General features: G+C 71.2%; 18 protein-coding genes. 14 read left to right on the forward strand and 4 right to left on the reverse strand.

Annotated features, from left to right (window positions below):
• Positions 1-1180 precede the first annotated feature (1180 nt).
• A complete protein-coding gene (locus ACGFNI_RS06475) occupies positions 1181-1996 on the forward strand; it encodes a 4-hydroxyphenylpyruvate dioxygenase (protein WP_393681143.1) in 816 nt (271 codons plus the stop codon).
• A gap of 173 nt (positions 1997-2169) precedes the next feature.
• Here ACGFNI_RS06475 and ACGFNI_RS06480 read toward each other — a convergent pair whose 3' ends face one another.
• Genes ACGFNI_RS06480 through ACGFNI_RS06495 form a run of 4 tightly spaced genes read right to left on the reverse strand, consistent with a single transcriptional unit; the run spans position 2170 to position 7741 of the window.
• Complete coding sequence (locus ACGFNI_RS06480) at positions 2170-3195, reverse strand: GNAT family N-acetyltransferase (RefSeq protein ID WP_393681144.1); 1026 nt, start codon at positions 3193-3195, stop codon at positions 2170-2172.
• Positions 3182-4717, reverse strand: coding sequence for a glutamine synthetase family protein (locus tag ACGFNI_RS06485; protein ID WP_393681145.1), 1536 nt, complete (start codon positions 4715-4717; stop codon positions 3182-3184). Before ACGFNI_RS06485 ends, ACGFNI_RS06480 begins: the two co-directional genes overlap by 14 nt.
• Entirely contained in the window at positions 4714-6120 is a 1407-nt protein-coding gene (locus tag ACGFNI_RS06490) for an amidase (RefSeq protein WP_393681147.1), read from the reverse strand. The genes ACGFNI_RS06485 and ACGFNI_RS06490 overlap by 4 nt, the downstream gene beginning before the upstream one ends.
• The gene (locus tag ACGFNI_RS06495) at positions 6113-7741 is read right to left on the reverse strand and encodes a hypothetical protein (protein ID WP_393681149.1); all 1629 of its coding nucleotides are present in this window, start codon (positions 7739-7741) and stop codon (positions 6113-6115) included. The genes ACGFNI_RS06490 and ACGFNI_RS06495 overlap by 8 nt, the downstream gene beginning before the upstream one ends.
• Before the next feature lie 549 nt (positions 7742-8290).
• On the opposite strand from ACGFNI_RS06495, the gene ACGFNI_RS06500 reads away from it, so the two are divergent.
• The 13 genes from ACGFNI_RS06500 (at position 8291) to ACGFNI_RS06560 (ending at position 21398) form a co-directional block, all read left to right on the forward strand.
• Positions 8291-9631 carry a phosphotransferase family protein gene (locus ACGFNI_RS06500; protein WP_393681150.1) on the forward strand — a complete coding sequence of 447 codons (1341 nt, stop codon included), beginning with the start codon at positions 8291-8293 and terminating at the stop codon, positions 9629-9631.
• 10 nt (positions 9632-9641) lie between these two features.
• A complete protein-coding gene (locus ACGFNI_RS06505) occupies positions 9642-10382 on the forward strand; it encodes a methyltransferase domain-containing protein (protein WP_393681151.1) in 741 nt (246 codons plus the stop codon).
• Positions 10379-11671, forward strand: a complete 1293-nt coding sequence (gene purB / locus ACGFNI_RS06510) for an adenylosuccinate lyase (RefSeq protein WP_393681153.1) — start codon at positions 10379-10381, stop codon at positions 11669-11671. Before ACGFNI_RS06505 ends, purB begins: the two co-directional genes overlap by 4 nt.
• Complete coding sequence (locus tag ACGFNI_RS06515) at positions 11658-12062, forward strand: GNAT family N-acetyltransferase (RefSeq protein ID WP_393681155.1); 405 nt, start codon at positions 11658-11660, stop codon at positions 12060-12062. The genes purB and ACGFNI_RS06515 overlap by 14 nt, the downstream gene beginning before the upstream one ends.
• Positions 12059-12847, forward strand: coding sequence for a gamma-glutamyl-gamma-aminobutyrate hydrolase family protein (locus ACGFNI_RS06520; RefSeq protein ID WP_393681157.1), 789 nt, complete (start codon positions 12059-12061; stop codon positions 12845-12847). The genes ACGFNI_RS06515 and ACGFNI_RS06520 overlap by 4 nt, the downstream gene beginning before the upstream one ends.
• On the forward strand, positions 12844-14226 hold the full coding sequence (locus ACGFNI_RS06525) for a methyltransferase domain-containing protein (RefSeq protein WP_393681159.1): 1383 nt from the start codon (positions 12844-12846) through the stop codon (positions 14224-14226). The genes ACGFNI_RS06520 and ACGFNI_RS06525 overlap by 4 nt, the downstream gene beginning before the upstream one ends.
• Positions 14223-15467, forward strand: coding sequence for an MFS transporter (locus tag ACGFNI_RS06530; protein WP_393681161.1), 1245 nt, complete (start codon positions 14223-14225; stop codon positions 15465-15467). The genes ACGFNI_RS06525 and ACGFNI_RS06530 overlap by 4 nt, the downstream gene beginning before the upstream one ends.
• A 273-nt stretch (positions 15468-15740) precedes the next feature.
• The gene (locus ACGFNI_RS06535) at positions 15741-16019 is read left to right on the forward strand and encodes a hypothetical protein (RefSeq protein WP_393681163.1); all 279 of its coding nucleotides are present in this window, start codon (positions 15741-15743) and stop codon (positions 16017-16019) included.
• Between the two features lie 57 nt (positions 16020-16076).
• Positions 16077-16340, forward strand: coding sequence for a hypothetical protein (locus ACGFNI_RS06540; protein WP_393681165.1), 264 nt, complete (start codon positions 16077-16079; stop codon positions 16338-16340).
• 125 nt (positions 16341-16465) lie between these two features.
• Positions 16466-17158 (forward strand): TetR/AcrR family transcriptional regulator, encoded by a 693-nt coding sequence (locus ACGFNI_RS06545; protein ID WP_393681166.1) that lies wholly within the window; start codon positions 16466-16468, stop codon positions 17156-17158.
• Positions 17159-17189: 31 nt separating this feature from the next.
• Positions 17190-18332, forward strand: a complete 1143-nt coding sequence (locus ACGFNI_RS06550; RefSeq protein ID WP_393681167.1) for an FAD-dependent oxidoreductase — start codon at positions 17190-17192, stop codon at positions 18330-18332.
• A gap of 335 nt (positions 18333-18667) precedes the next feature.
• Positions 18668-20050 carry a family 2B encapsulin nanocompartment shell protein gene (locus ACGFNI_RS06555; RefSeq protein WP_393681169.1) on the forward strand — a complete coding sequence of 461 codons (1383 nt, stop codon included), beginning with the start codon at positions 18668-18670 and terminating at the stop codon, positions 20048-20050.
• Positions 20037-21398, forward strand: coding sequence for a SufS family cysteine desulfurase (locus tag ACGFNI_RS06560; RefSeq protein WP_393681170.1), 1362 nt, complete (start codon positions 20037-20039; stop codon positions 21396-21398). Before ACGFNI_RS06555 ends, ACGFNI_RS06560 begins: the two co-directional genes overlap by 14 nt.
• Positions 21399-21432: the final 34 nt, after the last annotated feature.

The raw sequence follows: 21432 nt of genomic DNA on the forward strand, positions 1-21432 counted from the left end.
TTGGAAAAGGACACCTTCTGCACCGTATTCGGGAGCGATAAACACGCACCCTTGCGCGCTTGCGAACCGGATGACAGAACCAGTAATCGCCCAGAAGAATGTCAGGCTGCCAGCCTGAATGCAACGGCGAAAGACTAACACGACATCGAATGTTTGTGATCTTGGTGGATGCCTCGTTCGTCAGTAGCGATTACCGCCCGACGACATACTCAATGGCCCTTTTTACCCGATGGGCGGCCACGCGGGGCACTCATCCCATCAACACCGCGGCAACACAGACAGCGGATCACCGGACTTCATTCGCGCTACAGGCGGCGTGGGGTTCGCTGCTGAGGGCCATAAGGGGCACTCCTGGCATTGTCGTCAGTGCTCGCTTGTGTGTCGGTGAACAAGGAACACAACTGATGATGCTGGTGAGCCGCGATGCGAGCAAGGGGGGGCATGAGGTCCGGTCAGTCTCTGGCCGGTTTCAGACTGTCGTAGCGGCGTCCCTGCAATGACCTGGGCCGGACATCACTCCATTCCACCGATGCTTGCGGCGTTTTTGATGTTTCCGGTGCTGTCCAGCCATGGGCCGGAATAGTGGCTTGAATGAGTAGGACCTCCAGGCTTGCGACCTCGCCGGACGCGGGCGGCGCCGACGCCGTGGAATCTGATGAGCTTTTTCACGTTTGAAGCGCGAGCGCATAGGCCAAGGCGGCTTCGCGCCGGCCGAGTTCATACCGGTGTTACGCGGCCGGAGCCACATTGCCCGTTCGCGCACTACAGGACAGCGAGGGAAACCCGAACTCTTGATGAACGCGACGGACAGCCCTGTTACGCAGCCGTTTCACGGCCCGCACACCCCGGTGTCCGGCGAGCGGCCGGCCCTTCGCCCGCTCCGCTCCCCCGGGTATCGCCATGGTCATATCGGGAGAAGGTTTGCCGCGTCTCCCGGCTAGGGAAGCAGTTCACGGGTGATTCCCTGGCCCTCTCCGGAGACGTATCGGCGGCACACCTGCTGGGTTAGTCTGCAACTGCCCGATAGATGACCAAGGGCGCGCCATCCGCGTCCGTGACCGTGGCAATCCCGGTCGCGGACCGGCGACAACACCGCACACCCGAACCACGCTGTATACGGCGGCTGTTGACGGACCGTGGCGCCCCGCGCAATTCCCCTGCCCGCAAGGAGTAAATCCCCATGACGGTGCGAGATATATCGCATGTCGAGTTGTACACGAGAGACAAAGTCGCGGCTGTCGAGCACTTCGTGTCGGCCATGGGCTTCACACGCGTCGCCGACTCCGTCGAAGTCGACCGAAGCTCCGTGCTGCTTCGGCTGGCCGGTCTCCACCTCGTCGTCACCTCGGGCTGGGCGACATGGAAGTTCGTCTCCGAAAACGGAGCGGGGGTGGCCGACGTCGCGGTGCGGTGTGCGGACGTCGCCGCGACCCGCGATGCCGCGCTGGCGGCCGGCGCGACGGTGGAGTACTCGCCTCAGGGAAACCCGGTCGTGTCGGGATTCGGCGGCTCCTCGCACACCCTCCTGCCGGCCATCGGGCACGAAGGCCACGCGCGGCCCGCGGGGCGCCGGTGGGCCGCCGGCCGTCAGTGGGCCGCCACCCCGGGGGCCCCGTCGGAGCCGCTGACGTCGGCCCGGATGCCGGGCCCCCTCGCCTTCCGGCTCCCCGCGGACGACCTCAACGGTTACACGGCCTTCTGCGAGAACGTCCTCGGCTTCGCACGCCTCGCCGCCGCGCACGTCCCCTTCGGCAGCGGCCCGGCCGGCTCCGTCGCCGTACGCCACGCATCGCAGCAGGTCGCCCTGGCGCTCCCGCAGGCCCCGCGTCACGATGCCGGGGAGCACGGCGCGCACCGGGACGGGAACGGCGGTGCGGACGCCGGCCGCCTGGTGTTCCTGGTGGACGACACCCCGCCCGCGGAGCGGGAGTTCGACGATCTGGGGGTGCGGTTCCTCGACCCGCTCGACGCCGGGCACGCCGGGCACGCCGGATGACGGACGAGGGGCAGGGCGCCCGCGCCGACGGCCCCTGAGGGCCGGTGGCCATGACAGCCGGTGGCCATGAGGGCCGGTGAAAAGACGAAGACCTCCGTGCGGGGGCGGTGTTCACGCCGCATCACACGGAGGTCTCTCGTCGCGGGCGGGCCCGCGCGGGACTCAGGCGGTGGTCATCCCGCGACGTCCGTCATGAAGGCCATCAGCTCCTGCGGACGCATGCCGTAGCGGATCTTGAAGTGTCCGTTGCGGCGTCCGCCTTCCAGCGTGGGGACGCCGATGCGCAGGCCGAGCTTGATGATGGCCGACATCAGCACGTAGTACGAGCTGAAGGGCCGGCCGCTCGCCTCGTCGGCGTGGCGGTCGTAGCCGCCGGCCCAGGCGTGGATCTTCTTGGACTCGATGAAGACGACGGCCTTGGCGATCAGTTCACCGTCCTGGGTGACTTCGATGATGCGGGCGCCCTTGCGCGTGTACCGGAGGAAGGCCGCGATCCGTTCCTTGCTGTAGTACCCGGCGGAGCCCACGTTCGCCATCAGCGCTTCGAAGATGCGGAGCGTCTCGGGGTCCTCGTTCTCCTGCGGCTCGCGTTCGCTCACCCGCACCCCGCAGTCGTCGGCGCGGCGGAGCTGACGTGCGTACTCCCTGCGGGCGTTGTACCGCAGCGAGGCCAGATAGCCGTCCCAGTTCCCGACGGCCGCCAGGTCGACGGTGTAGCGGGTGTCCAGGTCCGTGCCCGTCAGACCGGCGGCTTCCAGGGCGTCGGCGGTCGGTGAGCCGGTCGCGACGTTGATGAAACCGCAGCGCGACAAGCCCTCGTCGGCCGCGATCCGGCGCATTTCGGCCACCACGGCCCGCGCGACCTCGGGGCCGGTGTGCGTGCTGGCGAGCTGGGTGTCGGAGCAGTGCCACACGTGGCTGAGGAGGGCCTTCTCGTCGGCGGCCAGGCCCAGCGCGCGCAGCGGGTCGCCCTGGACGTAGCAGGGGGTCAGACCGATGACCCGGTCGTCGTGGTCCAGCACCTCGATGTAGTACACCGCGTGCACGGGCTGGATGGGCTCCCTCTCGTACGCCCGCAGGAATTCGTGTCCGTAGTAGAACTCCGACGCTCCCGCTGCCGAGGCCAACTCCCCGGTCTCCGGCGCGAGGTCCTCGACGGTGCGTACCACACGCGTCCGGTAGGTCTCAGTACGTGGCAAAGAACTCACGGTGCTCCCATTCAGATACAGCTCGGTCATCCGTCCGCCCGGCAGTGGCGCACCACTGCTCGTAGCGCCGCAGCTCACTGCTCTTGAGCTGCCGCAGGCACTCCGCCAGGGGGTTGCCCAGCACCTCGCGGTAGAACCGGCTTTCGGTGAAGGCCCCCAGGGCCTCGCCCAGGCTGCCGGGCAGCGCCGGCAGGTGGGTGGCGTGCGGGTCGTCCGCCGACGGGCCCGGTGCCTTGCCCTGGCGCATCCCGTCAAGTCCTGCGGCGAGTTGGGCGGACATGTAGAGGTACGGATTGGCGCAGGGCTCGCCCAGGCGGTTCTCGATGTGTGCCGCCGGGTCGCCGTGGGCGCCGAGCACCCGCAGGAGCGCGCCCCGGTTCTCGACCGACCAGGCCACGCGGCTCGGGGCGAGCGAGAACCCGCCGCCGATGCGGCGGTATCCGTTCAGCGTGGGGACGCACAACAGGGCTCCGGCGGTGGCGTGTTCGATGAGGCCGGCCAGGAATGCCTCGCCCGTCGGGGACAGTACCGCGTCGCCGTCCGGTGCGCTGAAAAGGTTGCGGCCGGTGGACGCCTGGGCCAGGGACTGGTGCAGGTGCCAGCCGCTGGCGTCGAAGCCGGGCAGCGCGGGGAGGGCCATGAAGGACGCATGGTAGCCCTGCCGGGCGCAGATCTGCTTGGTCACGGTCCGGAACAGCAGCATGCTGTCGGCGGCGTCCAGGGCGCTCTGCGGGGCGAAGGTGAACTCCAGTTGTCCCGGCCCCGATTCGTGCTCCACGGAGCGCAGCGGCATGCCCAGCTGCTGGAGCACGTCGGCGAGCGGGGTGGTCACGGGTTCCAGTGCGTCGGTGAGCGCGTCCAGGTTGAACTGGAAGCCTCCGTTGACCGGGGTGACGGCAGGCGGTTCGCCCTGTTCGCCGAAGCCGCCGACCGTGCCGGTGAAGTGGCCGTCCACGAGGCGCGTCAGGTACCACTCGACCTCAAGGCCCACGACATAGTCGAGGTCGCGGGGCCGCAGTCCTGCCAGGAGCCGGCGGAGTACGGCGCGGGCGGACAGCGGGTGCGGGCGTCCTGAGCGCAGGTACTCGTCGCCGATCACCCAGCCCGTACGGGCCCGGGTGTACGGGAGCCGTCGGAAGGTGGTCGGGTCGGGCACGAGGACGAAGTCGCCGGCGCCCTGGAGTTCGTCCACGCCGACGCCGCCGTCGCTGCGGGTGTAGTCGACCGCGACGGCGTGTCCTGTGTCGAAGACGAACGGTCCCGGGCTGTAGTCCATGCCGTTGCGCAGCGCCGTGCGGAAGGCGTCGGCGGTGAGCGTCTTGGACCGCGCCAGGCCGTGCGGGTCGGCGAAGACCACCCGCACGTGGTCCAGGGTGTCCAGGGCCGCTTCCAGGTCGCGGGCAGCCGCCTGCTGCCGGTCGTCCCACAGCTCGTTCCGTGCGATGAAGTCACGGCTTCCGGTACTCAGTTGGTGATATGCGGCGCTGCCTGGCCGGTCGGCACTTGGGGTCACTTCTGTCGACGGTCCTCTCCGGGATAGGTGGGTGGCGCGGGAAGCGAGCGCTCGATTTCCCGGGCGACGTGCAGGACCAGCGCGTCGTGTCCCGGGGCGGCCGTCAGCTGGAGGCCGACCGGCAGCCCGCGGGCGCTGAGGCCGACGGGCAGGGAGACGGCCGGCATGCCGGCCAGGTTGAAGGGGTGGGCGGCGGGCGCCCAGGCCAGCCACGACAGCGGGTCGTGGTCGCCGTCCGCGGGGCGCCAGGCGTCCACGGGGAACGGCTCGACGGTGAGGGTCGGCATGGCCAGCACGTCGAACCGGCGCATGCACGACGCGAGTTGGGTGCGCAGTACGCCCCTGGCGGCTTCCGCGCGGACGAGGTCGGCGGCGCCGAGCCGCCTGCCGTGCTCGACGATGCGCAGCCGCTCGGGGTCGGCCCACGCGTCGTGTTCCGGGGGCGATCCGGCCGCTTCGGCGGCGGCCAGGATCGTCACCAGGGCGGGGTAGGGGTCGTCGAAGGGCAGCGGGATCCGCTCCACCTGGTGGCCCAGGTCCCCGAGCGTCCGGACGGCCGTCCGCTGCGGGGCCGTGAGGTGGTCGGCCGCGGCGCGCCCCGGCGCCTCGGTCCAGCCGATGCGCAGCGGACGTGCGGGCACCGGGAGCCGGCCGTCCTGCCATGGGGAGCAGGAGTCGGGGTCGCGGGGGTCGGCGCCGGTCATGACGTCCGTCAGCAGACCGGCGTCGGCGACCGTGCGGGTCAGCGGGCCGAGGTGGGAGAGGCGGTCGGGGCAGTGGGGCACGTACGGGATGCGGCCGTGGGTCGGTTTGAATCCCACGACGCCGCAGAAGGCCGCGGGGATCCTGATCGAGCCCGCGCCGTCGGTTCCGGTCGCGGCGATGCCGAGTCCCGCGGCCACCGCCGCCGCCGCGCCGCCGCTGGAGCCGCCGGCGCTCAGGGAGGTGTCCCACGGGTTGGCCGCCGCCGGGCCCAGCCGGTTGACGGTGGCGGCGCTCCAGCCGCCTTCCGATGTGGTGGTCTTGCCCAGGATGACGGCGCCCGCCCGGCGCAGCCGTGCGACGGCGGGCGCGTCCTCGTCGGGTGTCGCGTCGCGCAGCCGCAGGGAGCCGCGGGTGGTCCGCAGCCCCTTGGTGGCGGTGAGGTCCTTGACGCTGACCGGGACGCCCAGCAGCGGCCGTTCGTCCCAGGCGGCGGCGCCGAGCGCACCGATGCGTGCCTCGGCTTCGGCCGCCGCCTGCCTCGCCTGCTCGGTGGCGACGGTGACGAACGCGCCGAGCGACGGCTGCTGCGCCTCGATGAGGTCCAGGGTGTCCTGGAGGAAGGCGGTGGGTGAGAGTGCGCCGGTCTCGTACAGCCTGCGCAGGCCGGCGGTGTCGAGGTGGCGGAGGCTGTCATCCATAGAAGGTGCGGAACCATCCGTTGTCGAAGTCGCGTACGGTCGGCCCGTAGGGGCTCATCGCCTGGTGGAGGGCGGTGAGGAGCCGGCCGGCGGCGACGGTGGCCCGCAGGTCGGCCACCGTGTACTGCTCGCCGTGGGCGCGCATCAGGCGGAGGTCGTACAGGCCAGGCAGGTAGCGGCCCGCGTACTCGATGCCGAGCGGCACCCGGATGGCGAAGCGGACGCCGAAGGTGACGTGTCCGGTGTGGTGCTGGTCGGACCAGTGCGTCAGGTCGGGCATGGACGGCGCGAAGAACCAGTCGTCGCGGCCGGGTTCGCGCTCGTGCACGCCCAGGGTGTGCGGGAGGTAGTGCCAGGTGTTGAAGCGCATCCGCGCGCTGTAGGCGCTCAGGGTCTTCACCAGCGCGGCGCGGTCGTCGGCGAAGTGGGCGGCGAAGCCTTCGCCGGGTGCCACGCAGCAGAAGAAGTCGTTGGTCCGCAGCTCCAGCGGGTCGCCGTTCTCGACGTTGTCGGGGTGCAGCGGTGCCAGCGAGCGGGGGCCTCGCCCCATGGCCACGTCCGATCCCGACGCCTCGGCCAGAGTGGTCATGAAGCGGGTCAGCAGGGCTTCGTAGGCCGAGTGGAAGCCTGCGGGTGCCGGGCTGGTGTGGAGTTCGCCGGCCAGCCGGTCCAGTGCGGGGCGGGTGTCGTCGAACGCGGAGGTGTCCGACGGGATGCCGGCCGTCTGCGCGAAGAGCGTGCGGACCGCCGGGGGGACGTCGGCGTAGGTGACGGCCTGCGGCAGCAGGTGCTCGGCCTTGTTGAGGTTGACGCCGTGGATGAGGCGGTAGAAGACCGCGCCGCCCGCGAGTTGGTCGCGGCGTTCCCGGGCGCAGGTGTCCGCGAGGGATTCCAGGTGCGCGGCGGTTATCGAGTTCTGTGGTGAACGGGGCGGCTGGGCACCGTAGTTGCGTATGCGGTCGGTGAGGAAATCCACGACGGCGGCGGGTGAGAGCTGGGTGCCGTTGACCTCTTCCAGGCGGGCCTGGATTCCGCTGCGCAACAGGAAGTGGGTGAGGGCGATGAAACAGGCGTCTTCGGTGGGCCACTCGGTGACGGGGGTGGCGGCGAGTCGGTTCAGCAGATTGCGATCATCATCGGCGTTGAGTGATCTTCCCGGGAGATTGCTGAACTGCCCGAAGTTGGAGTAGTGCCGGTCTCCCACATAGAGCAGGACCGGGGCCATGTGCCGCACCACATAGGCGAGTTGATCGATGAGGGTCCGTACGCCGTCCTGCGGTAATTCCTGCAGCCAGCGGCGCATCTCGGCGCCCGCGCTCTCGTCGGCGGCGCGTGCCGACGCGTATCGCCTGGAGATCTTGTGGATCAGTTCGGGGTCGGCCACGAGTGAGCCGACGAGCAGGGAGCCTGCGGGGGTTTCGGCGCCTTCCAGGATGAACCGCGCCCGGCCGGTGGCGTCGAGTATCAGCACGTCAGGGGTGGTGGCGGCGGGGTCGAGGAGCGGGCGGTGCCCGACCGGAGTGTCCGCGACGGAGCGGTCGGCGGAGCTGAGTGCGGCGCGTCCGATGGTTTCGGGGATATGGCCGTCGAGGGTGAGGAGCGTCTTTAACGCATGATCCATATCCGTGGTCTGCCGGGCTGCCTTTACCACCGACTCAAGTAAAGATGCGAACCCGCCAGATCTCAGTGAAGTTTTTTCTGCCACGCCCACGAGTCCGTTCCCTTCGACGCCCTGGCACTTCAAGTCGGCACCGTAAACGGGAAGTTACCAACAGCCATACGCCTTTATGCTGTGACCATGATCACCACGACGCGGGGCTCGCCCGGTCCCACCTCTCGTGTGAGCATGGTCCGCGGCGCTGAGCGGGCAAGTTTGCTCCGTATTTCCCGGGTGTCAACGGGTGCGTCAGATAGCCGCATTCCGGACATTGCCCATCAATACTCTCGAAACGCAAGAAGAGGTACCTCAGACGTGCGTGAATACCTCGTGGATTTAGCCAGACCCGCCACCTTCAGTGAGCTGGCCAACCTCTATTCAATTCTCAACGATGAGAACGTCTTAACGGACACCGTCGCCCCTTCGGTGATCGTTACGGAATACCCGTCAGTAGAAAACGCGGTAAGCACCGTGCCCGCTCTGACGGAACGTTTGAAGCCTTATGGTGTTCGTGTGGCTGCTGTTGCCGATCGCACGCTGGCGACGGAAAGCACCGGGGACGACACCGCCGAACGGCCACCGCGCAGAACGTTCCTGCTCGGCGGCGGACTGCACGGCTGGTGCCTGGACTCCACCGCCGTGCCGCCCGCAGCACCCGGCGGACAGCCCACCGCGGACGACGAAACCGAGCTGATCAGCGCAGCCGTCATCGCCTCAAGGCTGCGGACCTGGGCGGCACTTGCCGGCCCCGCCCCCGCCTTCAGCACCGCGCACCGCCCCGGCTCGGACTCCACCGGCGTCGTCCAGTTCCGCACCGGAGGCGAGGACGGCAAGGAAATCGTCGCGAAGATCGGCGACGCGGCCATGATCCGCTCCGAGACCGGGTTCATCGCCAGGACGAACCGCGAGATCACCGCGATCGGCCGCGACCCGCTCTTCCCCGAACTGCACGGCGTCCACATCGAAGGCCACCAGGGCGTGAGCCTCATGGAAGCGGGACACCCCGCGGAGCTGGACGCGCAGCTCTTCCAGGACGACGCCCGCACCGCACTGCGCCCCGACGCCGCCGACACGCTCGGGCCCTACCTCGACCAACTCGGCAGCTGGTACCGGCTGACCGCCGCGGACCACACCCCCACCAGCGGCGACTACCTCTACCGCGAGCGCTTCCACGCACTGCGCGAACAGCCCGCCTTCCTGAGCACCTTCCGCGCCTTCTTCGGCGATCTCGACCTCGACGCGCTGCTCGGCGCCGAACTGCTGCTCCCCGGCGGAGCGCGCATCCCCGGCTACACCGAAGCCGCCGCCTGGCTGGACACGCACGCGCCCGGTCTGCTGCCGCGGACCGGCAGCCAGGTCCACGGGGACATCTTCCCGACGAACATGCTGCGCCGCGCCGGCGGCGGCCCGATGTTCATCGACCCGCGCACCGTCTGGGAGAAGCGGCAGCGGCCCGACGTCGGCTACGGAGACCCCGTCTTCGACCTGGCCACCCTGCTGCACGGCCTGCTCCCGATGACCGCGATCCTCCAGGCGTCGAAGCAGGACCGGCCGCAGAACCTGTTCGGGGATCTCGACCTCACGCGCCCGCACGACCTGACCTCGCTGCGGCTGCCACTGCACTTCTCACCCGAACTGCGCGCCATGGAAAGCCGCTTGGCCGCGGCGGCGCCCGGCGGTGAACCGGTCGACGCCATCCGGTGCCGGCTCTACATCGGCGCCGCCTGCTCGCTGGCCGGCTGGCTGAAGTACGAGCATTCCCTGCGCTCCCCGCACGCCTGGCTGGCGACGTACGCGTACACCGCTTGGTACCTCCAGCAGGCCAGGAGCGTCCACGAGAACCACTCGTCGTAAAGGAATCCTGTTGAACAGCTTGGACTACAACCAGCTCGCCGCAGAGTACGCCCGGCACCGGCGCCCCTACCCCCAACTGGTGGAGTTCCTCGCCGAATCGGCGGGCATCGGCGCGTCCTCCAGGGCGATGGAAATGGGCTGCGGCACGGCCAACCACCTCGCCAGGCTCCAGCAGCTCACCGGATGCGGTGCGCTCGGCGTCGACCCCTTCGACGACATGCTCAAGGTCGCCGCTTCCCACGAGGCAGATCTTGAACTGCGCGTCGGCCGCGCCGAGGAGATCGCCGCGCTCGACCTCCCCGAGGCGTCGCTCGACCTCATCTTCTCCGTCGACATGATCCATTACGTACGGGAGCCCGCCCGGTACTTCGCGGGCGCCTTCAAGGCGCTCAAGCCGGGCGGCGTGCTGTGCACGGCGACGGACTCGGAGTGGATCATCCGCAACCGCATTCCGGTGGCCCAGCACTTCCCCGCCACCATCAAGGTGGAACTGGAGCGGCACCACCCGATCGACGCCCTGCTCACCGCGCTTGACGACGCCGGATTCGTCGAAGGGCAGCAGCGGCTGTTCGAGAGCGCCTACGAGCTGACCGACGCCACCAAGTACCGCGAGAAGGCGTTCTCCTCGCTCCACCTCATCTCCGCCGAGGCGTTCGAGACCGGACTCGCCTCCCTCACCGCCGAGTTGGCCCGCGGCCCGATCGCGGCGAACAACCGCACCTGCGCGGTGCTGGCCAGGAGGCCCGCGTGATCCCGCGGTACTCCCTGCCCGAGATGGCGGAGCTGTGGACCGACGAGGCCAAGTACGCCTCCTGGGTCCACGTCGAGGTCCTCGCCTGCGAGGCCCAGGCACGGCTCGGGAAGGTGACGGACACCGACCTCGCCACGATCAGGGCCGGCCGGGTGCCCACCCCCGACGAGGTGCGCGAGCAGGAGCGGACCCGGGACCACGAGATCCTGGCCTTCCTCGCCGCCTACACCGCGACCATCCCCGACGACGCCGCGCGCTGGGTCCACTACGGGATGACCAGCTACGACCTCGTGGACACGGCTCTGGGCCACACCCTGGCCCGGTCGTGCGACGTGCTGCTGGCCGCCGCGGTCCGGCTGCGCACCGCGCTGGCCGCCAAGGCGACGGCACACTGGGACACGGTGTGCGTGGCCAGGACCCACGGCATCCACGCCGAACCCACCACGTTCGGGCAGAAGATGGCCGGCTTCGCCCTCGGCGTGGACCGCTCGGTCCGGCGGCTGCGGGCGGCGCGCACCGCGGTGGCCGTCGGCACGATCTCGGGTCCTGTGGGCACCTACGCGCGCATCGACCCGTTCGTCGAGAGCTACGTCTGCGAGGCGCTGGGCCTCGGCGTCGAGCCCGTCCCCACCCAGGTGGTGGCGCGCGACCGGCACGCCGAACTGCTGTCGGCCGTGGCCGTGCTGGGCGCCGTCATCGAGCAGATCGCCCTGGAACTGCGGCTGTTGCAACGCACCGAGGTCAGGGAGGTGGAGGAACCGCGGTCCAGTGCCTACCAGGGCTCCAGCGCGATGCCCCACAAGCGCAACCCCACGTCGAGTGAGCGGCTGTGCGGCCTGGCCCGCATCCTGCGCGCCAACCTCGGCGCGGTGCTGGAGGACGTGGCGCTGTGGCACGAGCGGGACCTCGCCCACTCATCCGTCGAACGGATCGCCCTGCCCGACAGCATGATCGCCGCCCACTACCAGGCGACCGGTGCGGCGGAGGTCATCGAGGGCCTGCGGGTCTTCCCCGACCGCATGCGGGCCAATCTGGAACAGACCGACGGACTGATCCACAGCTCCACGGTCATGCTGGACCTCGTGGCCGGTGGCGCCGAACGGGAGCAGGCGTACCGCTCGGTCCAGGACGCGGCGACCGAGACCTGGGAAACGGGCCGTCACCTCCGCGAGACACTGCGGGAGAGGGGCATCGAGACCCGCCCCGAGCAGTACGACCCGGCGCGCTTCCTGCGCTCCAGGGCCGTCATACGAGAACGAATGGAGACCTTGCTCGATGTGGAAAACTGACGTGGTCGACGCGGCCGGCCTGGACGTGGCCGAGGTCGCGGCCCTGTACCGCGCCTCGGGTCTTGCCGAGCGCCGCCCCGTGGAGGACGAGCGCCGGTTCACCGCCATGGTCAAGAACGCCAACCTCGTCGTGGTCGCACGGATCGACGGCAAGCTGGCGGGCATCGCCAGGTGCCTGACGGACGGCGCCTATGTGACCTACCTGTCCGACCTGGCCGTCGACCGCGAGTTCCAGAAGCGCGGCATCGGCGTGGACCTGATCCGCAGGATCCAGCAGGAGGCGCCGGACGCGAAGATCGTGCTGCTGTCCGCGCCGGCGGCGGCCGACTACTACCCGCACATCGGGTTCACCCAGCACGGTTCCGCGTGGGTGCTGGACGCGACGAAGTGACCGCAGCCGAGGGGGCCGTCATCAGCAAGCCGACCGTAGGCATCACCACCTACCAGGAGGACGCCTCCTGGCGCGGGTGGCACCGGCACGCCTCGCTGGTGCCGACCGACTTCCTGGCCGCCGTCGCCGACGCCGGCGGCGTCCCCGTCCTGCTGCCCCCGTACGGCGGCGACCAGGAGGCGGCCTCCGTCATGGGCGGCATCGACGGGCTGCTGCTGGTCGGCGGTGCCGACATCGACCCTGCCCTGTACGGCGGGACGGCGGGCCCGCACACCTCCGGGTTCGCGCCGGACCGCGACACCTGGGAGAGCGCGCTGCTGCGGCTCGCGCTGGCCGAGGGGCGCGCGGTGCTCGGCGTGTGCCGTGGCATGCAGATGATCAATGTGCTGCGGGGCGGCACGCTCACCCAGCACCTGCCCACCGCGCTCGGTTCGGACGACCACCAGCCGCCCGAGCCGGTGTTCAGGAACGCCGCGATCACCCTGAGCCCCGACCAGCTGCCCGGCAGCGCGGTCGGTGACCGCTGGGACATCCCGTGCTTCCACCACCAGGCGGTGGACACGCTCGGGGACGGCGTCCTCGCCACCGGGTGGAGCGCCGACGGCGTGATCGAGGCGGTGTCGATGCCGGATCAGCGCTTCGTGGTCGGGGTCCAGGGGCATCCTGAAGCGGCGCCGGTAGGGGCGCTGTTCGCGGCCTTCGTCGCCGCGGCCCGGGAGATACGCACCGCACGGGAGACCACGGTGGCCAACGACGACGCGCGGGACGGTGTAAGGGCGGCATGACGTCACACGAGGTTGCAAAGCTGCTGCGCGAGCACCACTTCGCGCAGCGCGTCGAGTACGCCAGGCGGCGCGCGGCGCAGTCCTACGAGCCGTGGCCTTCGACCGGTTCCGCCGGCCCTGAGCACGACCTGGGCGCGGGCCTGTGGAACCTGCTGCACTTAGGGTCTCCGGCACGGTCCTCCCTCGATCCCGCCCTGGCCGGCCGGCTGGCGGACCTCGGCCTGACGGACCGTCATGGCCGACCTGGTGCATGGGAACTGACCGCGTTCCGCGGGGTGTTGGCCGCCCGCGACCGTGCCGAGCAGCCGGGCACCGGCGACGTCTACATCGGCGAGGACTCCCTCCGGTTCGTCGACACGATCCTCGACGCCCTGCCCACCGGCCTGGCCCTGGACGTGGGATGCGGATCCGGCATCACCAGCAGCGCCCTGGCCCGCACCTGCCAGGAGGTGACGGCCGTCGACCTCCAGGAGGTGTGCCTGGAGGCGACCCGGCTGTCCGGCGCACTCAACGGCGTCGGCGAACGGATCCGCACCCGGCACGGCGACTTCTTCCGGGACTTCACCACCGACACCCCGCTCAACTGCATCTGCGCCAACCTGCCCTACGTCCCCGTGCCACCGGACCTCGCCTACTCCGCCGCGGGCAACGGAGGGCCGGACGGCCTGGACCTCAACCGCCGGCTGCTGCGGGCCGCGAGGAGCCTTCTCGACCCCGACGACGGCATGCTGGTGATGCGGTTCCAGTCGCTGGGTGACGCGTCAGGGCCGACGCTGCTGCGCGAGATCGGCGAGTTCGCGAAGGCCGCAGGACACGACGTGTCCGTGGTGGCGGACGGACGCACGGTGCCCGAGGTCCGCGCCGCCCTGACCGCGCTGCACGCCCAGCGGCACAATCCCGCCCTGTCCCCCGACGCCGTCCTGGCCGCCGTCGACGCGCACCTGAGCCGCTACGAGCAGCCCCTCTACTTCGCCTGCTCCCTCGTCAGCCGCTCCGGCGGGACGGGCCGGGTGACCTTCACCGACCTGTCGGGAGGCGTCGGCATGGACGCCGGGCTGACCACCGCCCAGGCTCCGGCGGGAGCGTCCCGCACCGCCGAGCGGCTCTACCGCGCGCGGGCCGCCGACCTGCCCGACGGCTTCTGGGAACTCGGCGGCACGTCGGACGTGGCGGCCCCGCTGACCAGGCTGCCCGAGCTGGTCAGCGCCATCGGGGACGCCCCGTCGGACGGCATCGCGGGCCGCGCGCTGGCCGAGACGGTCTTCGCGGGCTGCTTCGCCGCCGACGCCACACGGGCCCGCGCCCTGTACGTCACCACCGAGCTGATGCTCAACTGCCTGGCGGACGCCGGACTCGTACGGGTACGGGATGCCGGGTGACGGACGGCAACACCGGGGCCCGTATGCCCCACCGGCTCGGCGTCATCCTGCTGGCCTTCGGCGCGTTCGCGGTCGGTACGGACGGCTACGTCATCAGCGGCATCCTGCCGTCCATCGCCGCCGACCTCCACGTCTCCGAGGGGCTGACGGGCCAGTTGGTCACCGTCTTCGCCCTCAGCTACGCGGTCAGCGCGCCGGTGATGATGACGCTGACGGCGAACCTGGAGCGGTGGGTGGTCCTCCAGGCGTCGCTCGGCGTGTTCCTGGTCGCCAACCTGCTGGGCGCGCTCGCCCCCGGCTACGGGGTGCTCATGGTGGCGCGGGTGCTCGCAGGGGTGGGCGCCGCGGTCTACATGAACAGCGCGGTGGCGGTGGCGACTTCCGTGGCCGGCGACCGTCATCAGGGCCGGGCGGTGTCCCTGGTCGTCGGCGGGCTGACCGTGGCCACCGCCTTCGGCGTGCCCATCGGCTCCCTGGTCGGTGCGCTGGGGAGCTGGCGGCTGACGCTGGTCCTGATCACCGTGCTCGCGGCGCTGAGCATGGGCGGCCTCGCGCTCGCTTTGCCGGCCACCCCCAGGCCGCCGGCCATCACCATGGCCAGCCGGCTCCGGGTGGCGGCGCAACCCGCCGTCCTGGTCGCGGTGTTCATCAACATGTGTGCGGTGGCCGGCAGTTTCGTCGTCTACACCTACCTGGCCGTGCTCACGCACCGGGTCACGCCGCTCAGCGAGGCGGGGGTGAGCGCGGTCCTGCTGGTCTGGGGTGTCGCGGCGGCGGTGGGCAGCACCCTCGGGGGCAGGCTGAGCGACCGCCACTCCCCCGACCGCACCTTCCTCAGCGGGCTGACCGGCGTGCTGGTGGCCTTCGCCGCGATGGGCCTGGTCGCCGCCGCCGCTCCGTTCGGAGCGGTGCCCACGACGGCGGCCTTCCTGCTGGCGACCCTGGTCTGGAGCGCGCTGTACTGGCTGATCCCGGGGGCACAGATCCAGCGCGTCATGGGCCGGGCCCCCGACGCCCCGACCATCGCCGTCTCGATCAGCAGCGCGTCCTCGTATCTGGGTGTGGCACTCGGCGGTGCGGTGGGCGGCCTGACCCTGACGGCGTCGTCGTCCGCCGCGCTGCCCTGGGTGGGCGGCGCCCTGGTGGGCTGCGCACTCCTGATCACCGTGTGGGACCGCCGCGCCACCGCACCACCGCCGGCCGCGCAGCCCGTCGGCGCGCTGGACGGGTCGGAGAGCTGACGTAACGGTCGGGGGGGGGGGGGGGGGGGGGGGGGGGCGCCCCCCCCCCCCCCCCCCCCCCCCCCCCCCGAGCCCCCCCCGGGGGGCCGGCACCCCGGGGGGGCCGCCCCGGGGGGGGGGGGGGGGGGGGGGGGGGTGGGTGTTTTGGGGGGGGGGGGGGGGGGGGCCCGCCGGGCCCCCCCCCCCCCCCCCCCGACCACTGTCCCCGAATTGGCCATGTTTTCCAGGCCAATTGGCGTACAGGATCGCCTCCAGTGGCATGGGAGCCACGACATGAGCACACCGGAGGCGACGCGCACCATGGGGCAGGACAGCACGGACCGGTACCCGCACGGACACCGGCGCAGGCCCGCCGCGACCGCGCCGCCCCGTGACCGCACTCCGCTGGAGACCGCCCTTATGGACGTCGGGATCGGGCCGCTGACGGCCGCCGCGCACCGGCCCGACGCGTTGATCGTCGCCCGCACCACCACGTCCGCGCACGCCCTGCCGGCCACGGCGCCGCCCTGCGCCGCAGACCGGCTGCCGCACGCTCCCGCCGCCGCGCACTGAGGACCGGCCCGTGAACGGGCACTCAGGGACAGGCACTTCACGATGAAGGAGAGCGGCGTGACCGCGACGCAACAGCACGTACTGGATTCCTTACGGGCCCTGCAGCGGGGCGAGGAGCCGCCGATATCCCCGGGGGCGGGCGATGTCCGGGCCCTGCGCGAGTTGCGCACCTGGTGGCGTTTCCGTGCCGTGATGGGCGACCTGGTGGAGCAGCGGCGGACCTCGCCCGGCCATGTGCTGCGGCGGGTGTTCCTGCGCGGCAGGTCCTGGATCGCCGGCCGGCTGTTCCGGCAGCCACGGCGCGGCGGTCACCGGCCGTGAGCGCCTGACGGAGCCGGGGGGAGGCCGCTTCCGGCGGGGTGAGGCGCGGCCCCGCGGCGGGCTCACGAGCGTGACAACCCCGCCACGAACTTGTTCGCTACGAACATGTTCGTTACCTTCGTGACATGGCAGCCTCCCCCTCCGCACCACGCAGCCGCCGGGAACGACCGGCCAAGCCCGCCCTGACCCAGGAAGGGATCATCGCGACAGCGGTCCGCATCATGCGGGCCGACGGCCTGCCACGCGTGACCATGCGCCGCCTGGCCCAGGAACTCGACACCGGACCCGCCTCGCTGTACGTGTACGTCCGCAACACCACGGAACTGCACGCGGCGATCCTGGAAGAGCTGCTGGGCGAGGTCGATCTGACCCCTGTGACCGCCGCCGGGCCGTGGCGCGAGCGGCTGGCCGACGTCCTCACGTCGTACACGCGGGTGCTCTTCGCGCACCCCAGCCTCGCCCACTCGGCCCTGGTGGCCCACCCGTCGGGCAAGAACTATCTGGCCCTGGTCGAGGGCCTGTTGGCGCTGCTCGCCGAGGGCGGCGTGCCGGACCGGCAGGCGGCGTGGGGGATCGACGCGCTGCTCCAGGTCGCCACCGCGACCGCGGCCGAACAGTCCGCCCGCGACCACGCCGAACACACCCAGGCCGAGCACCGGGCGCTCGCCGCCGCGGTGGAGGGCGCGTCCGCCGACACCCACCCGCGCATCGCGGCGCTCGGCGCCGACCTGATGTCCGGCACCCCCGAGACGCGCCTGGCCTGGATCTTCCAGATGCTCATCAACGGCGCCCTGCACACCCCCAGACCGACGGACTGACCCCGTGCCCCACCACACGAAAGAGGCGCCCATGCCCCCGCACCACCCCCTCGCGATCATCGGCGCCGGCCTCGGCGGGCTGACCCTGGCCCGCGTGCTGCACGTCCACGGCGTCGAGGCCGTCGTCTACGACCTCGACGCCTCCCGCCACGCCCGCTCCCAGGGCGGCATGCTCGACATCCACGAGGAGTCGGGCCAGGCCGCCCTGCGCGCCGCCGGCCTCCACGACGCCTTCCGCCGGCTCGTCCTGCCAGGCGCCGAGGCCACCCGCATCCTCGACGAGCACGCCACGGTCCACCTCGATGAGCCCGACAAGGGCGGCGGCGGCCGTCCGGAGGCCGACCGCGGTCACCTGCGCGACCTGCTCCTGGACTCACTGCCGGAAGGAACGGTCCGCTGGGGCGCCAGAGTTACCGCGGCCGACCCCATCGGCGACGGACGCCACCGGGTGACCATCGCCGACGGCAGCTCCTTCACCACCGGCCTGCTCGTCGGGGCCGACGGCGCCTGGTCCAGGGTGCGCCCGCTGCTCTCCGACGCCCGTCCCTCCTACACCGGCGTCGCCTTCGTCGAAGGGGACCTGCTGGACGCCGACCGGCGTCACCCCCGGGCCGCGGCCGTCGTCGGCGCCGGCTCGCTGTTCGCCCTGGGTGACGGCAAGGGCCTCCTCGCGCACCGTGAGCACGACGCCGTCCTGCACGTCTACGCCGCCCTGCGGGTCGCCGACGACTGGGCCGCCAGCGTCGACTTCGGCGACACCGCGACGGCCAAGGCCGCCGTCCTGGAGCACTTCGCCGACTGGGACGCCGGCCTGCGGTCCCTGATCGCCGACGCGGACGGCCCCCTCATCCCCCGCCCGATCCACGCCCTGCCCGTCGAGCACCGCTGGGAGCGCGTCCCCGGTGTCACCCTGCTCGGCGACGCCGCCCACGTCATGTCCCCGTTCGCAGGCGAGGGCGCCAACCTCGCCATGATCGACGGCGCCGACCTCGGGCGGGCCATAGCCGCGCACCCCGGCGACACCGAAACCGCACTCGCCGCCTACGAGCGGCGGCTCTTCCCTCGGGCCCGCGCCGCCGCCGAGGATTCCGCGACCGGCCTCTCCGTCTGCCTCGGCGAGGACGCGCCCCGGCGCCTGCGGGCCATGATCTGCGCTCCCCACGAAGACTCCTGACGCCCCGTCAAAACCCTTGCTATAAGCCGCCCTTTAGGAAATCCAAAGTCCTGTCATGAGGGCAAATCACGTCGCATGCAGGGCCCTTGGCGGCGCGGGGCGAAGCGCCGGGGAGCGATGTCGCGCGCACCCGTGGCGGAGACACGCAAGGTGGCGACGGTACGACAATAAGTAGTCGCACATGGGTACGAAACTGCGCATTCAGTGCAACGTAGCTTTCCGGCCGCACCTCCGGCTCCGGCCGGTTGCGGGCGACGGGATCACGAACCGACGATCAGCCCCGATTGCCGATCGGTCACCCGGACCGGCCGGCACGTCCCCGGCAAGGAGATCCTGTGAGCGACCGGACAAGTCTCGCCCCCGATGCGGCACGGCAACTCGCGACGGCCACCAAGACCACCCCGCAGATGCGCGGCATCACCCCGCGCTACCTCCTGCGCGCCCTGCCCTGGGTGGACGTCGAATCCGGTGTCTTCCGCGTCAACCGCCGCCGGACCTACGTCCTGGGTGACGACCGCATCAGCACCCACAACGACGGCGGTTCGCCCCGCGTCATCCCGGGAGACCTGCGGGAGGTGCCCTACCTCCGGGAGGCCGACGACGCCCTGCTCACCGAGCTGGCGAACGCCTTCACCGAAGTCACCTTCGAGGCCGGGCAGATGCTGTCCCAGGACGGCGACGCGCACGACCGGCTCTGGGTGATCTCCCAGGGCCGCGCCGAGAAGCGGGTGAGCGGTCGCTACGGCGAGGACGCCGTGCTCGAAGTGATCGGCGACGGCCAGTTCTTCGACCTCGACGCCTGGACCCGCTCCGCGCCCCTGCCGTACCGCGTCAAGGCGCTCACCCCCGGTGTGGCGCTGTGCGTCGACCGCAGTGTGCTCGCCGGGCTGTGCGACCGCGACGCGACGGTACGGGGAGCGCTGGACGCCTACCTCGCGGCGGACGGCGTCCTGCCGGGCTCCGAGGTGCCGGTCGACCTCAGCGCCGGGCACATCGGCGAGCCCGAACTCCCCGCGACGTACGTCGACTACGAGGACGCTCCCCGCGAATACCACATGACCCTCGCGCAGACCGTGCTCCGCGTGCACACCCGGGTCTCCGACCTCTACAACGGGCCCATCGACCAGACCCGCGCGCAGGCCAACCTCACCGTGCACGCGCTGCGCGAGCGGCAGGAAGCCTCGCTGCTCAACCACCCGGAATTCGGCCTCTTCAACAACGTGGCCCCCGGGCAGCGGGTGCAGGCGCGCACCGGTTCCCCGACCCCTGACGACCTGGACGAGCTGCTGACCCGGGTCTGGAAGCAGCCCGGCTACTTCCTGGCGCACCCCCGCGCCATCGCCGCGTTCGCCCGGGAATGTACCCGCCGGGGTGTGCCCCCGATCATCGACAACCGGTTCGGCAGCCCGCTGCTGACCTGGCGCGGTGTGCCGCTGCTGCCCTCCGACAAGGTGCGGTTCTCCGGCGGCGCGGGCATCGGCACCACCGAGATCCTGCTGATGCGCACCGGCGAGGCCGAGCAGGGCGTGGTGGGGCTGCGTCCCGCGAAGGTCGAGGACGAGGTGGAGCCCGGTCTGGCGATGCGGAACATGGGCGTCGACCAGAAGGGCATCACGTCGTACCTGATGACGGCGTACTTCAACTCCGCGGTGCTGGTGGAGGACGCCGTCGCGGTGCTCCAGAACGTCGAGGTCTCCAACTACCATGACTACTCCTGACGTCACCCGGAGCGGGTGGCCCGGCACACCGCCAGCTCCGGACCCGCTGACCGGCGGCGCGCCGTCGGCCGGGTCCTTCACCACCCCGTCCGCCGCGACCGCGCACCCTTCCGGCCTCCCCGGCCAACGCGCCGCCTTCTCACCCGAGTTGGTGCGCGCGGACTTCCCGATCCTGCACCGTACGGTGAACGGGCATCCGCTGGTCTGGCTGGACAACGGAGCCACCACGCAGAAGCCGCGCCAGGTGATCGAGACGCTGGCCGCCTTCTACGGATCCGCCAACTCCAACATCCACCGTGGTGCGCACACCATGGCCCGCGAGGCCACCGAGGCGTACGAGGGCGGCCGGGCGGCGGTCGCCGATTTCCTGGGCGCGCCGTCGCCCGACAGCATCGTCTTCGCACGCGGCACGACCGAGGCGATCAACCTCGTCGCGCAGAGCTGGGGACGCGCCAACCTCGGGCCCGGCGACGACATCCTGGTGCCGGTCCTTGAGCACCACTCGAACATCGTTCCCTGGCAGATGGTCGCCAAGGAGACCAGGGCCCGGGTGGTGCCGGTGCCGCTGCGGCCCGACGGGCAGATCGACCTGGACGCGTATGCCGATCTGCTGTCCATGCGCACCCAACTCGTCGCGATCAGCCATGCGTCGAACGTGCTGGGCACCGTACCGCCGGTCCGTGAGATGACCGCGCTCGCCCACCGTTACGGCGCCAAGGTGCTGGTGGACGGCGCGCAGGCGGTGGCGCACTTCCCCGTCGATGTGCAGGACCTGGACGCCGACTTCTACGTGTTCTCCGGGCACAAGCTGTTCGCCCCCACGGGCATCGGCGCGCTCTACGCCAAGCCGGACGTCCTGGCGGGCATGGCGCCGTGGCAGGGCGGCGGCAACATGATCGATTCGGTCGGCTTCAACGGGACCACCTTCGCGCCCGTGCCCCACCTCCTGGAGGCCGGTACCGGGCACATCTCCGGTGTGGTCGGCCTGCTGTCGGCGCTGAACTGGCTGACCTCCTTCGACCGGGACGCCATCGCCGCCTACGAGACGTCGCTGATGGAGTACGCGCAGCAAGCCCTGGCCGGTGTGCCAGGGCTTGAGCTGCTGGGCTCGGCGCCGGACCGGATCGCCGTGCTCACCTTCACCCTCGCGGGACACGACCCGTCGGACATCGCGGCCTGGCTGGACCGCGACGGCATCGCCGTACGGGCCGGCCACCACTGCGCCCAGCCGGCCCTCGGCCACTACGGCGTGCAGAGCGCGGCCCGTGCTTCGCTCGCGCTCTACAACACGGCCGAGGAGGTGGACAAGCTGGTGGCGTCGCTGCACCGGCTGCACGAGTCGGCCTGACGCCCCTGCCCGAGGCCCGCCGCCCACCGGCATC

This window comes from Streptomyces sp. NPDC048644 (genome assembly GCF_043199105.1).
Taxonomy (GTDB): domain Bacteria; phylum Actinomycetota; class Actinomycetes; order Streptomycetales; family Streptomycetaceae; genus Streptomyces.

Bases quoted from the DNA above. Each gene is read 5' to 3' on its own strand.
- ACGFNI_RS06550 (WP_393681167.1), top strand. From the start codon at position 17,190: ATGCCCCCGCACCACCCCCTCGCGATCATCGGCGCCGGCCTCGGCGGG.
- ACGFNI_RS06490 (WP_393681147.1), bottom strand. From the start codon at position 6,120: ATGGATGACAGCCTCCGCCACCTCGACACCGCCGGCCTGCGCAGGCTG.
- ACGFNI_RS06535 (WP_393681163.1), top strand. From the start codon at position 15,741: ATGAGCACACCGGAGGCGACGCGCACCATGGGGCAGGACAGCACGGAC.
- ACGFNI_RS06515 (WP_393681155.1), top strand. From the start codon at position 11,658: ATGTGGAAAACTGACGTGGTCGACGCGGCCGGCCTGGACGTGGCCGAG.
- ACGFNI_RS06560 (WP_393681170.1), top strand. From the start codon at position 20,037: ATGACTACTCCTGACGTCACCCGGAGCGGGTGGCCCGGCACACCGCCA.
- ACGFNI_RS06475 (WP_393681143.1), top strand. From the start codon at position 1,181: ATGACGGTGCGAGATATATCGCATGTCGAGTTGTACACGAGAGACAAA.
- ACGFNI_RS06495 (WP_393681149.1), bottom strand. From the start codon at position 7,741: ATGGATCATGCGTTAAAGACGCTCCTCACCCTCGACGGCCATATCCCC.
- ACGFNI_RS06525 (WP_393681159.1), top strand. From the start codon at position 12,844: ATGACGTCACACGAGGTTGCAAAGCTGCTGCGCGAGCACCACTTCGCG.
- ACGFNI_RS06545 (WP_393681166.1), top strand. From the start codon at position 16,466: ATGGCAGCCTCCCCCTCCGCACCACGCAGCCGCCGGGAACGACCGGCC.